Annotated in this window: 14 protein-coding genes; 4 read left to right on the top strand and 10 right to left on the bottom strand. The window is 52.8% G+C overall.

Going from position 1 to position 12,658, the window contains the following annotated elements; all coding sequences use genetic code 11:
• Window positions 1-15 precede the first annotated feature (15 nt).
• From EDM57_RS22110 to EDM57_RS22085, 6 genes are all read right to left on the bottom strand, one after another.
• Complete coding sequence (locus tag EDM57_RS22110) at window positions 16-312, bottom strand: ferredoxin family protein (RefSeq protein ID WP_122906836.1); 297 nt, start codon at window positions 310-312, stop codon at window positions 16-18.
• A complete protein-coding gene (locus EDM57_RS22105) occupies window positions 312-1,607 on the bottom strand; it encodes an FAD-dependent oxidoreductase (RefSeq protein WP_122906835.1) in 1,296 nt (431 codons plus the stop codon). The genes EDM57_RS22110 and EDM57_RS22105 overlap by 1 nt, the downstream gene beginning before the upstream one ends.
• Window positions 1,600-2,622, bottom strand: a complete 1,023-nt coding sequence (locus tag EDM57_RS22100; protein WP_122906834.1) for an electron transfer flavoprotein subunit alpha/FixB family protein — start codon at window positions 2,620-2,622, stop codon at window positions 1,600-1,602. Before EDM57_RS22100 ends, EDM57_RS22105 begins: the two co-directional genes overlap by 8 nt.
• The gene (locus EDM57_RS22095) at window positions 2,619-3,449 is read right to left on the bottom strand and encodes an electron transfer flavoprotein subunit beta/FixA family protein (protein ID WP_122906833.1); all 831 of its coding nucleotides are present in this window, start codon (window positions 3,447-3,449) and stop codon (window positions 2,619-2,621) included. Before EDM57_RS22095 ends, EDM57_RS22100 begins: the two co-directional genes overlap by 4 nt.
• A 238-nt stretch (window positions 3,450-3,687) precedes the next feature.
• Entirely contained in the window at window positions 3,688-5,952 is a 2,265-nt protein-coding gene (locus tag EDM57_RS22090) for an immune inhibitor A domain-containing protein (protein WP_122906832.1), read from the bottom strand.
• Window positions 5,953-6,214: 262 nt separating this feature from the next.
• On the bottom strand, window positions 6,215-6,442 hold the full coding sequence (locus tag EDM57_RS22085) for a hypothetical protein (protein WP_122906831.1): 228 nt from the start codon (window positions 6,440-6,442) through the stop codon (window positions 6,215-6,217).
• Between the two features lie 37 nt (window positions 6,443-6,479).
• On the opposite strand from EDM57_RS22085, the gene EDM57_RS22080 reads away from it, so the two are divergent.
• Window positions 6,480-7,667 (top strand): amidohydrolase, encoded by a 1,188-nt coding sequence (locus EDM57_RS22080; RefSeq protein WP_122906830.1) that lies wholly within the window; start codon window positions 6,480-6,482, stop codon window positions 7,665-7,667.
• Between the two features lie 111 nt (window positions 7,668-7,778).
• Here the strand turns inward: EDM57_RS22080 and cysK are convergent, their stop codons facing one another.
• A complete protein-coding gene (gene cysK / locus EDM57_RS22075; RefSeq protein ID WP_122906829.1) occupies window positions 7,779-8,693 on the bottom strand; it encodes a cysteine synthase A in 915 nt (304 codons plus the stop codon).
• Window positions 8,694-9,001: 308 nt separating this feature from the next.
• Window positions 9,002-10,051: a hypothetical protein gene (locus EDM57_RS22070; RefSeq protein WP_122906862.1), complete on the bottom strand. Its 1,050-nt coding sequence runs from the start codon at window positions 10,049-10,051 to the stop codon at window positions 9,002-9,004.
• A gap of 171 nt (window positions 10,052-10,222) precedes the next feature.
• Here EDM57_RS22070 and EDM57_RS23495 point away from each other — a divergent pair, with 171 nt between their 5' ends.
• On the top strand, window positions 10,223-10,363 hold the full coding sequence (locus EDM57_RS23495; protein ID WP_170163493.1) for a hypothetical protein: 141 nt from the start codon (window positions 10,223-10,225) through the stop codon (window positions 10,361-10,363).
• A 136-nt stretch (window positions 10,364-10,499) separates the two neighbouring features.
• On the top strand, window positions 10,500-10,715 hold the full coding sequence (locus EDM57_RS22065; RefSeq protein WP_122906828.1) for a PLDc N-terminal domain-containing protein: 216 nt from the start codon (window positions 10,500-10,502) through the stop codon (window positions 10,713-10,715).
• 152 nt (window positions 10,716-10,867) lie between these two features.
• On the opposite strand, the gene EDM57_RS22060 is transcribed toward EDM57_RS22065, so the two are convergent.
• Both EDM57_RS22060 and EDM57_RS22055 read right to left on the bottom strand, forming a co-directional pair.
• The gene (locus EDM57_RS22060; RefSeq protein WP_122906827.1) at window positions 10,868-11,716 is read right to left on the bottom strand and encodes a hypothetical protein; all 849 of its coding nucleotides are present in this window, start codon (window positions 11,714-11,716) and stop codon (window positions 10,868-10,870) included.
• Window positions 11,717-11,918: 202 nt separating this feature from the next.
• The gene (locus EDM57_RS22055; protein ID WP_003387736.1) at window positions 11,919-12,140 is read right to left on the bottom strand and encodes a helix-turn-helix domain-containing protein; all 222 of its coding nucleotides are present in this window, start codon (window positions 12,138-12,140) and stop codon (window positions 11,919-11,921) included.
• A gap of 83 nt (window positions 12,141-12,223) precedes the next feature.
• Between EDM57_RS22055 and EDM57_RS23600 the strand changes: the two genes are divergently transcribed.
• Window positions 12,224-12,658, top strand: a 435-nt coding sequence (locus tag EDM57_RS23600; protein WP_211338296.1) for a hypothetical protein, incomplete at its 3' end; no start/stop codon positions are given.

Genomic DNA, 12,658 nt, shown 5'->3' with positions numbered 1-12,658 from the left:
CTGTATCGCCGCCCATTATCCCAGTCTGAAAATGATCCCGTGGCCGCCCTTCGGGTATTCCCACTTGATGTTCTCGTGTGGACAGCCGATGCGGCAGCTTCCACATTCGTGGCAACCTTCGTATCCTACGTGCATGCGCACCTCTTCCCACTTGTACACCTCCGCCGGACAAAAGATCGTACAGAGCTTATCCGGGCACTGCGTCGCGCACACATCAGCGTTCAACACGTGCAGATGCGACTGCGTGTCGGCCTTGAAGCGAACCAGGTACTGCTTTTCCTCGATCGATTGCCCTTTGGGTATTTGCGTCATCACTTCATCACCCTCCATGCATTCATCAGATCGCGTGCCATCTTCCACTTGTCCCTGGCGCTGCCCAGGTCGCTCCATATTTTTTTCTGCTTGCTCCACTTCGAGCTTCCATCCACCGTGAACATCTGGCTGGCCACCCGGTTCATCATCGGGATGTACTGCTCGAAGTAGTGCGGCGACTTTTCAAAATGATGCGTGGCGTCCTTGTACTTTTTCAAATCCTGGCCGACGAAGCTGTTCAACAGATTGGTGCGGTACGATTCCAGCATTTTTTCCGAGTAATCTCCCGCTTCTCTGGCGGCCAAAATCGCTTCGGCCGCCATGACTCCGGATGCCATTGCCATGTTCGAGCCTTCGCGATGAATGGCATTGACGAGCTGCGCAGCGTCGCCAACGACGAGCACGCCGTTGCCGACAATTTTGGGCATGGAGCGGTAGCCGCCTTCCGGGATGAGGTGAGCCAGGTACTCCTGCTGCTCGCAGCCTTGCAGGTACGGGCGAATCATCGGGTGGTTCTTGACGTAATCCAATAGCTCATACGGCTTGATCTTGTGCTTAATCAGCCCGGACAGCATCGTGCCCACGCCGATGTTCAGACTGTCCTTGTTCGTGTACAGCCAGGCTGTGCCGAGAATCCCTTTGGTCGAGTCGCCGAAAATCTCGATCGTGCAGCCGTTGTCGCCTTCCAGATTGAAGCGCTCCTCGATGATTTTGCGGTCCAGCTTGAGCACTTCCATGACGGCCAGCGCGACTTCGTCCGGGCGAAACTCCTTGTGAAAGCCAAGTGATTTGGCCAAAAGCGAATTGACCCCGTCTGCGAGGACGACCACATCGGCGTAGACGTCTCCATCCGGGCGGTCTGTCTTGATCCCCACCACTTTGCCATCCTCGACGATACAAGACAACGCGACCGTCTCGTTGAGCAAAAGCGCCCCTTGCTGCACCGCCTTTTCCGCAAACCACTGGTCGAATTTGGCCCGCAGCACCGTAAAGTTGTTGTAAGGCTCCTTTGCCCACTCCAGACCTTTGTAGCTGAAGCTTACGGCGGATTCCTTATCCAGCATCATGAAGCGCTGCTCGACGATGGGACGCTCAACCGGCGCCTCCTTGTAAAATCCGGGGATGATGTCTTCCATTGTCTTGCAGTAGAGCACTCCCCCCATCACGTTTTTCGACCCTGGGTATTCGCCGCGCTCCATCAACAGCACATTGACGCCCGCCTTCGCCAATGTGTAGGCGCATGCGGTTCCGGCCGGACCTGCACCAACGACAATCACATCAAATTTCTCAGCCATACGTAACCTCCCTGTCCGGCTCCTTCTGGAACGCCTCCATTAGTAACGGCACAATCTCAAAGGCATCTCCCACAATCCCGTAGTGGCACGCCTGAAAAATCGGCGCGTTCGGGTCTTTGTTGATCGCAATAATCAGTCCGGCGTTACGCATGCCGACCAGATGCTGGATTGCGCCGGATATTCCGATGGCAAAATAAATTTTCGGCGTCACCGTCACCCCTGTCTGCCCGACCTGATGGGCATGATCGATCCATCCCGCCTCGACGGCATCCCTGCTCGCTCCAACTGTCGCTCCGATGGCTTCCGCGAAACGGTGGATGAGCGCAAAGCCTTCCTTGCTCCCCAGCCCTTTTCCTCCCGCCACGATGACGTCCGCTTCGTCCAGCCTGACCTTTTCCCTTGTTTCCCGCACGACTTTCAAGACTTTTGTGCGAATGTCCTCTTCTGCAAGCTGGATGCTCTCGCGGATCACCTCGCCCGTGCGCGTGAAGTCAGGCTCCATCGCCTTCATGACCTTCGGGCGGACCGTCGCCATTTGCGGACGGTGCTTCTTGCACAAAATCGTCGCCATAATGTTTCCGCCAAACGCCGGACGGCTGGCTTCGAGCAGCCCTGTCTCCGCATTGACGTCAAGCATCGTCGTATCGGCCGTCAGCCCTGTCTCCAGGTCGGTCGCAACAGCGCTCGCCAAGTCCTTGCCTGTGGAGGTCGCTCCGTACAACAAAATTTCCGGTTTGTGCTTCTGTACGCACTCGATCACGGCTCGCATGTACGACTCCGTGCGGTAATCGGCAAAAATACGGTCGTCGTAGACGTACACCTGGTCCGCCCCGTACGGAAACACGGTTTGTGCCAGCTCCCTCACGCCATCTCCGATCAAAAGACCTGCGAGCGGCACACCGCGTTTGTCGGCCATTTGCCGGCCAGCCCCAAGCAATTCGAGCGACACGGGTGCAATACGTCCTTCCCGTACTTCCAGATAGACCCAGATGCCCCGATAATCGTCCAGATTCATGCCTGCCCCTCCTTCACGCGAAACAACGCCTGTTTTTCTTTCAGGATTTCCATCAAGCGCTCGACCTGCTCCTTGGGGGTGCCCTCCAGCATTTCCCCTCCCTTTGGCTTTTCCGGCGGCCATACCTTCGCCACAATCGTCGGCGAGCCTTTCAGGCCGAGCAGGTTCCGGTCGATGTCTCCAAGGTCGTTTACCGACCAGACAACCGGATTGTACCGGGCCGCGCGCAGCATGTTCGGCAACGGCGAGTACGGCACCTCATTGATTTCCTTTTCGACAGAAAAAAGGCAGGGCAAGGCAGACTGGACGACCTCATAGCCGTCTTCCAGCTTGCGGTGCACGATGGCATAGCCTTTCTCCTTGTTTACCTCTACCACTTTTTTGACGTTGGTGAGCGGAGGTATATCGAGTCTTCTTGCCACTCCCGGACCGACCTGGCCCGTATCGCCGTCAATCGTCATCTTCCCGCAGATAACCAGATCAACAGGCTGTGTTTCGGCGATTTTTTCAATTGCCTTGGTAATGGCATAGCTCGTCGCCAGCGTATCCGCCCCGGCAAACGCGCGATCCGTCACCAGATAGCCTGCGTCTGCGCCGATCTCCACACATTTGCGAATCGCTTTTACGGCTGGCGGCGGCCCCATCGTCACCACGGAAACTACGCCTCCATAACGCTTTTTCAACCGGACTGCTTCCTCTACCGCGTGTGCGTCATACGGGTTGAGAATCGCGGGTGCGCTGGCACGATCCATCGTGTTTGTTTTCGGATTCATCTTGATGACCTTCGTGTCCGGCACCTGCTTGATGCAAGCTACGATGTGCAGCATGAACAATCCCCCCCTTGCTGCCGGGCGCGGGCTCGCTTTTTCCAGCTCAAAGGTTGTCTTTCTTTCGCGCAAATCATTTCGGGCAGCTTGTCGTTCGTTGTTACTAACCTATTGCAAGGAGGGCGGGCTTAGACCTGAAACGCTCGGACTGTCAGGGAACATTTAGAGGCCATTTCCTTTTTCCACAAAAAAAGACGCCTGGCATCGGCCAAGCGCTGACAGGCGTCTTTCGTTTTGCTTATTTTTTCAAGGACAGCTCAACCGACGCGTCGGTGAACTTCTTCGTTACACGCTTCAATTTGATTTGCAGTCCGATTTGCGGAAGGATTTTTCCGACCTCCGGCACTTCCGGCATCGAGTAGTCGTTGCTGTCGTCGAACGTGGTCACTCCCTTGAGCGACGGGTATTTCATGGTGCCGAAAATATAATCGAGATTCATACCAGACGTCTTGTTCGGGCTGAATGCCGCGTCGTTCACCTGGTAGCGGGAATCGGCAATCGCGTCTTTGTTTCCTTCGTCGTTGTTCCAGTAGCGCACTTCCTGATGCGCATCGACTACGCCGAGCATGCCGTAGCCTGGATGCTGGCTTGTGTTGTTGTCTTCTGTTTTGCCGTAGCGGCCGTCATAGTACCAGATCACCATGCCTGGGTCGTAAGAGAAGAACGAGTTGCCGCGGCGGAAGTATTTCAGACCTTCGTCCACGCCTTCATGAGAGCGCAGCTCGATCAGGTAGTACGCGTCGTACAATTTTCCTTTGCCGTCGAAGTGAACGAAGCCATCCAGTTCGAACTTCAGGTCGCCCTCGGCGTCGTCGGCAAAAATGACTTCGCCGTCCGCTTCCACTTCAAAGTTGTCGAGGTAGAAGCCAGGCAGTGCCAAACCGCCATCTGTCACGTAGTTGAACTCCACGCGAATTTTCTTGCCGGTAAAATCATTCAGGCTGATTGTTTCCTTTTCCCAGCCTTTGGTGACATCGTCGTATTGCTCTACCGTTTTGCTTTCGCCTGTATCCTCATCAATCACGTTGACATACAGGTAGTCGTAGTCGGTTTCAATCGCTCTCCACGAGTCGAAGCTCATGGACGCCGTGCTTGCCCCGGTCAGATCGATTACGTCCGAAATCATTTTCGTATTCAGGTTGTCGCCTTCATCGGAGAAGTAGGCGTAATCCCCGTCTTTCGGCTGAGTCGGCGGTTCTTTTTCGACCTGCGGCATGTTGAGCTTGATAACTTTTCCACCCATTTCGGTGCTGGAAGCGTCAATCAGGCCAAACGTCTTCTTTTTCTTTTCCAGATCCTTATAATCGATGACGCGCGGAGCAATCCATTTGCCGCCGTACATTTCTTGCAGCATCATCTTGGACCACGGATCCAGTCCGGTTGGTTGTGTTTGGAAAATTTTGCCTGTATGGCTACCAGAAGACATCAGGGACCATGCCCCTACTGGCGAATCGTGTCCTTGTCTCGTCGTATCATACAAATCCGGCAGCCCAAGGTTGTGTCCGTATTCGTGGGCGAAAACGCCAGGTGCGCCGTCTTCCGGCTGAATCATATAGTCGAAAGCTTTCAGGCTTGTGCCTGGGATTTCTACCGGCTTTTTCAGTGTCCAACGGTGCGACCAGATTGCATCTGCATCCTCGCCTGTCTCTTCACCGATACCGGCATGTACGAGCATCAGGTTGTCCAGCATGCCGTCCGGCTCCATCAGATCGCCATCGCCATCCAGGTCGTACGGGTCGCGCTGGTCGAATTCTTCCTCCCTGCCTGCAATTGCCTTGCCTACAGCTTCCAGCGTTTCTTCGACCAGATCGCGCGGTGCTGCGTCGTTGCCGCTCGAATTGTTTCCGCCGTAATACTTGTAGCTCTTTTCCGCCATCTGCCAGGGAGTGACTACTCCATCTACCGTCCAGCTTCTGCCGGACTGCAAATAGTAGTACTCGGCCATTGTCGTCATGCTGGTGCCTTCTGGCGTCGTATAGCCCTTTTGGTTGAAAAGCATTTCGCGGTAGTGCTTTTCATTGAAGTCCTTCGTCCAGAGCGTGTCGTTCTCTTTTGGCAGCTGGTTGTGCTCCCGATCCGGGAATTCAACGAGCGCGACCACAATGTTATCGGTATGTACTCGTTTGGAGGCTCGCAGTTCGCTTTCATCCTGGTCCTCGACCTCTGCCACCCGCTTTGCCGCCTCCGACAAGGCTGCCATTTGGGACTTCTCCGCTTTTTTCCCAAAGGAGCTGGAGTTGTCGATTCCATGCGGCACTTTTTTGTCCTTGAGATATTCGAGCAAAGCTTCATTGATTTCTTCCTGATCGGCGTCCTCATCAATAACGCCTTGCTCCATCAACCCTTTTACCAGTCGGTCGATATTGACTGTGGACAAGTCCACCTCCAGGGTATGCTTGTCCTCTTTCGACTTGGCCAATCCCGCTGCAGGTGCAGCCGCAAATGCACTCAGCACAAGTGATGACGAGAATAAAATAGCTAAGAACTTCTTGCCTTTCTTCACTGCCGTTCACCCTCTCTTTCTGTCTGTATGGTTTGGCCGGACTATCATTTCGCCCCCTGTAGTTCCGACTATTCACAATTATTACATACATCTTGATAACAGCCTAAAAATTTCTTTCGACAGAAAATTATCCCTGCGCAAAACGATTTTTCTCTTGAGACATCTGACCTAAAAGGACAAACTGTTTGATTTTCCATTTTTTGTGCTATTTTTCTCGGATTGCAGGAGAAGAAAGACTTCGCTAAGCCTGCCAAAAGTCCTATCAATCCATTGTAGAAAATTGTCGATCAAACACGAAAAATACTTTTTCATCAAACGGTTCGATCCGGTTCTTTTCCATTTTCATTTGCGCATCATAAAAAAGCCGTCGTGCAAGGCCGATCCGCACGACGACAAAACTGTCCACCGCCCCCGTCACGCCGGGCATACTTCGGTTCAGCATAGATTGCAGAATATTTCGCAATATTTTTATAATGAGGTTGCTGCGCATTATCAATCTCTTTCCACAGGAAAAAGGAGTGGGTCCAATGCAAGACAAAATGTTTGCCCGTTTACAGGAAATTTACCCTGAACTTGTTTCATTCCGGCGTGATCTGCATATGTACCCAGAGCTTTCCTTCAAAGAGGAGAATACAGCCAAAAAGGTAGCAGACAGGCTCGCTTCCTTTGGCATGGAAGTCAAAACAGGTGTCGGAGGCATGGGCGTCGTCGGCTATCTCAAGGGCGGAAAGCCCGGAAAAACCGTCGCCCTGCGCGCCGACTTTGACGCCCTGCCGATTCAGGATGAAAAAGACGTCGCGTATAAATCGCGCATTCCGGGCGTCATGCACGCCTGCGGCCACGACATTCACACAGCAGGGCTTTTGGGTGTCGCGCAAGTGTTGAGCGAGTACCGTGACGAGATTCCCGGAACGGTCGTGTTCCTGCATCAATTTGCCGAAGAGCTGCCACCGGGCGGCGCCAAAGCCATGATCGAAGCAGGCTGCCTAGAAGGCGTCGATGTGGTGTTCGGTGCGCACGTCGCTTCTGACCTGCCAGTCGGCAAGGTTGGGATTGCACCGGGCTATGTAACCGCAGCTGCGGACAGCTTCGAAATCATTTTGTACGGAAAAGGCGGCCACGGCGCTTCCCCGCACCACTCGATCGACCCGATCGTGCTCGGCAGCCAGATCGTGATGAACTTGCAGCAAATCGCAAGCCGTCAGATCGATCCGCTCAAGCAGGTGGTTCTGTCCGTCTGCTCATTCCTTGGAGGCGGCGAAGCCTACAACGTCATCCCCGACCAGGTGCGCCTCAAAGGAACCGTGCGCACGTACGACGAGGAAGTGCGCGTCGCAGTGGAGCAATCCATGCGCCGCATCGTAGAGGCGAGCTGCCAGGCTGTCGGCGCGACGTGTGCAATCACGTACGAACGCGGCTACCCTGCCACCTGGAACGACGAAGTGGAAACTGCGCATGTCGAAGCCGTAGCCAAGCGTCTTTTTGGCGACGAAAACGTCTTGAAGATACCGCCGATCATGGGCGGAGAAGACTTTGCCTACTTCGCGCAGGAGCGGCCCGCCACTTTTTTCATGACAGGAGGCCGCAATCCGAAGATCCAGGCGACCTATCCGCACCACCACCCGAAATTCGATGTCGATGAGCGCTCCATGCTCCAGACCGGGCAGTTGTTCATTGGAGCCTTGCTCGCTTACCAGGCGCGTCATCAAGGCTAAGTCCAGAGGCAAGTGAGGGCACTGGCCCGAAATGGCCGACAGCAAGCGGATCAGCGCACATGAAAAAGCCGCTTTCTCCCTCGGAAAAAAGGGAAAAGGCGGCTTTTTTCGTCAAAAAAGATTCATGCTCAAGTACCGTTCGCCCGTATCCGGCGCGATGCAGACGACCCGCTTGCCTGCGCCAAGCCGTTTGGCAATCGTAATGGCGGCGTACACCGATGCTCCTGACGACGGGCCGACCAAAATCCCTTCCAGCGCCGCGAGCTTGCGCATGCTGTCCAGCGCGTCCTCGTCTGCAATCTGGATGATCTCGTCGTAAATGCCCGTATTCAAAATGCGCGGAATGAAGCCCGGACTGGTGCCGACCAGCTTGTGCGGTCCAGGCTTGCCGCCGGACAGGACGGGGGAGCCTTTTGGCTCGACAACGGCGATGTACAGCTCCGGGAGCTGCTCGCGCAACGCTTCGCCTGTCCCCGTAATCGTTCCGCCAGTGCCTGCGGTTGCGACAAAAGCGTCGAGCTGTCCGTTCGTCTGCGCCAAAATCTCGCGGGCAGTCGTGACCCGGTGAATATCGGGGTTCGCCTTGTTTTCAAACTGTTGCGGGATAAAACTGCGCGGAATCTCCTGCGCAAGCTCCTTCGCCTTGGCAATTGCTCCCGGCATCCGCAATTCGCTCGGCGTCAGCACGACCTCTGCCCCGTACGCTTTCAAGAGGTTGATCCGCTCTTTGGACATGTTGTCCGGCATGACCAGGATCGCCCGGTATCCTTTGGCCGCGGCGTTCATCGCAAGACCAATCCCGGTGTTTCCGCTCGTCGGCTCGATAATCGTGTCACCCGGCTGAATCAGCCCCTCCCGCTCGGCTTCCGCGATCAGGTTGTAAGCAGCCCGGTCCTTGACGCTTCCCGACGGATTGAATTTTTCCAGCTTCACCCAAACCTCTGCTGCTCCTTCGGGGACGATCCGGTTCAGGCGAACGAGAGGCGTATTTCCGATCAGCTCTGTAATACTTTCATAAACGCTCATAAAAAACCTCCCGACCCAAGCCACAAAGGCTGATGTATACGTTTAAGGATAATACAAGAATACCGATCTGAAAATAACAAAATCCGATTCGCTCCGGATACTTCGCTGCTGCATCGAGTCATTTGCGGAGAGCTTGCTCTGTAAAACGGCCCCGGCCAGCTTTCCCGCTTCATCTGCCGTCGTGCCACGTAGGCTTTTTACCGGATACACGTCTGGTTCATTCTTTTTGGCAAAAAAAGCCCAGCCTTCCGCCGCATCGAGCCGTCCGGAAGCTGAGCCTGATTTTTTTCACGAGTCTTCTATTTGTGCTAGTAGCCGTACTTGACCCTCGTCTGTTCGAGCACGGCTACTGCCTGCTGGTAGAGCCTGTTTGCGGAAGCTTTGACGCTCGCCAGCTCTTTTTCCAGTGTGCCGAGCCGCTCATTTGCCTGCGCGATTGCATCAGAGCCTGTCTTGACCGCTTCCGTCAACGCCTTTTCCCGCTTCTCTGCATCTGTCACGCTCGCCTTGATTTCCTCCCACACCGTCTGCGCGTCTTTCATATCCGTCTCCAGCACAGCGATAATGTCCTGTATCCGCTTTTTCTTTTGCGCAATCGTGTTCTCCATGGCGTTCATTCCGTCGACCAGCACCTTCATGCTGCCGAGCGTCCCGGACATCACGTCGTATTCCATTTTGCTCAGACCAGGTTGTTTCGCGTATGTAGTCAGCTCGTCCAAAAGACCTTGCAGCTCGACAACCTGGTCTTTGGAAAACTGCAACTCCTCTGTGAACTGGATTTCCTGCAAATATTGGGCGCTCTCCAGCATATCGGCCGTAAGCCTTCCTGTCTGCTCGACCTTTTTGGCGAACGCGACGCGCGCTGCTTCCTTGGCCTGCTGCTCCTCCAGTTCTTTTTTCTTCTGTGTGGCTTCCTGCTCGACGCTCTTCGTCCACGCTGCCAGCTTGTCATCATACGTCTGCTTGTCGCTGGCTGTGAGCATGGTTTCAGTAGGCTCGCCTTGCGCAAACGGCCCCTGGAACAGCAGTCCGTCTGCACTCAGCTTGGCCTGGAGCTTTTGGCCCGTCTTCTTTTCTTGAAGAGTAAGCGTATTGTTTTCCATCGTCCCCGTCCAGGCGCTTGTCTCGGTTTGCAAGCGCGGAATCGTATCCTCGACGAGCAGCTTGGACAGCGTCACTTCAACATTGACCTGGTCATTTTCCGCTGTTGCCTTCGCGTACACCATCCGGCTGTTGTCTTCGTACATGTATCCTTCCGCCAGCGCAACAGGCCCCAGCAAACGATAGCCCCAAAAGCCCAACACAATGACAACCAGTAGTGCGATTCCCAGTAATAGACGTTTGTTTTTCCCCTGCATGTTGCGACCCCTCATCCGCTGTTTTCTGTTTCCTTTGGCCTGTTTTTTGCCAAAACACGCCATAGTTTCATCATACATGAACCGCCTGCCGAAACTATATGAGTCGAAAGACCAATTCCTGAAACATATGGCGCGGATGCATTTGAATGTTTTCAGCCCCAGCAGGCTCGAATGATTGGCAACAAAACAAAAGGTGTTGCCGTCTATGGGGTTTCATCATCTGCTCCATCGGGAAATCAGAAGCTGCTTGCTGCCCTATCTGTTTTTTTGTTTCCTTTCAAGGCTGACGTTGCAAGGCTTTTGCTGGATTGAAGGAAAAAAAGAATACGAGACAAAATGGCGCGAGAGCCGCTACTTGTAGAAAAAGTGCCTGGACATGCAGAATCAACCAAATTTTGGTATGATTAAAAGATACAGGACTTATCCGACAAAGCAGGTGATTCAATTGATGAGTTTTTTGCTCGATTCCCCGACGCTCGTGATGCTACTGCCCTTGCTGTTGTTTTTGCTCTTTAACGTGATAAACATCCTCATCAGCATCTGGGCCTACCGCGATTCACGGCGCAGAGGCAACAGCAAGGAATTTTCCGTTATTGTGCTGATTGGGTTGCTTTTTTTCCCGGTGATCGGGTTGATTGTGTATTTGATTATACGGAAGGATTAGGCTTTGCCGGGATGCCCCGGAGAGCGTTCAACTGTTAAAAGCCTTTACCTCATTTCCGGACGACCCACAATACAAGGGGCTGTTCCTCTGTCATTTTCCATGACTGGAGGGACAGCCCCTTCGCTCCTTTAGCGCGTTGTCTCCATTTCATTTCAATTGATGAGATAACAATCGCTAGGTTTCTCGCTAATTTGTTCGTGAACAAAAATAATCGTCCAGTCCATCGTAGAGTCAAATAGGTACATGTCAAAAGTGAAACGCGTATAAGATCGTATCAATTTTTCTGCATCCATTGTAAACACTTTGCCGGATGCAAATCTTGTCCCTAACTCACTTGACCCATCCCAGAAAAACAGCACTTCTGGTTTGCTTTTCAAAAAATCGGTTGCTTCTGCCAGGGAAAGCCCCTTAAAGCAAGTCTCTCTCCCTAGAAATTCCCAAAGGAATCCTCTGTGAGATGTTACATATCTTTTATAGAGAAACCCGCGAATTTGGTCACTGTCCACATCGAAAAATGTTTCTATGTACTGTTTGCGAAGCTGTTTTGCCCTCGCTTCCGGCAAGACGGGAATCTGGCGCACATTCACGATATTTGGCGAGTATTCTACTGAACGATAAACGTACATGTAATAATTGCCGTTTGGGCCAAATACAAACTCTCTATATTCGCTATATTCGTCCTCATCAAGGATCTCGTAATTCGTCATTGAAAACATGTCGTGTTCATATGTAGATAAAATATTAGGTGCTTTGGAATAAAGCCCCGCAGGTATTTTCGCGGCTATACACCTCTCCGGGAGATTCTCTATGGAACTGACTCGCTTGCCGAAAATATCTTTTTCCCCATCTGAAAAGAAATAATAGACGTTATTTTTCACTGCATGTTCAATCTCTGACAAGACAGGGTCAGGCGCTTCGAAGAATTCATCCCAATCAAAACCCATATCAACTTCGATACCTGCAATATAAAATTCTTCCGTTTCTACAATGTTTAAGCGCATTCTATCCTCCTTATTTTACCAGGAGCATAGCAGGAAATGATTTGCTGTGAATATCTTACTTTTTCTTTTTCAAGTAAATGTCCAACTCGCTACGTTCACGCTACGTTCGCGTAACAGCCTCTGCGACTGCAACCGCTCCCCCCAAATAAAAAAACCCTCCCTTCCGACCATGGGAAGAAAAGGGAGGCTGGGTGGACTGGGTTCAAATCTCTAGTTCGCCAAGTCGAACGAGTTCGACTACTGCCTGAGATCGACCTTTGACACCTAATTTTTGCATGACATTGCTGATGTGATTGCGCACAGTCTTTTCGCTGATGAAGAGTTGTCCGGCAATCTCTTTTGTTGTCTTATCTTGGACCAAGAGTTCAAACACTTCTCTTTCGCGATTCGTTAACAACGGCTTGGTTTGGTCGCTACCCTTCAATCGTGCCACCCCTCCTTGTGGGCTCTACAGGAACAAGGTTGAGGGATTACAGAGTCACCTTATCCTATGATGGGGGGTGGGTGATGGTGCCGGAATTTCAAGGTTTTAGGCTTTTGCCTTACATCCTATTCAGAAAATGGGCAATGGGTTCCGAAACACCACCAAAGAAACAGGTTTGCTATCTCGCCATCCGGAAATTTTTTTCGTATCGACGGGAGGCGAGCCGTCTCTTTTTCAAACAGACTCCGTCCCGACGGCTTGGGAAGGCTGGCGTCGGAACCCGAGGCCAACACCGCCCCCAACACTTCAGCCTATTCAAGCAGCGTGCTTGCTGCGCCTTTCCTACCCGCTCCTTTTCCGGCTGCTTTGGGGGCATGCTTGCCTTGGGACAAATCACCGCCAAAAGGGGCTGTCCAATAAGTCCCCAAAATAAAAAATGGGCGGAAAACCGAAAGGTTCCCGTCCATTTTTTTAGTTCCTTCGTTTCTTTATTGATGAAGGCAGTCAGGCGGATGCTC

The organism is Brevibacillus gelatini (assembly GCF_003710935.1).
GTDB classification, from domain to species: domain Bacteria; phylum Bacillota; class Bacilli; order Brevibacillales; family Brevibacillaceae; genus Brevibacillus; species Brevibacillus gelatini.
Note: the sequence above shows the minus strand (reverse complement) of the source record. Positions and strands in the feature narration are given on the sequence as shown.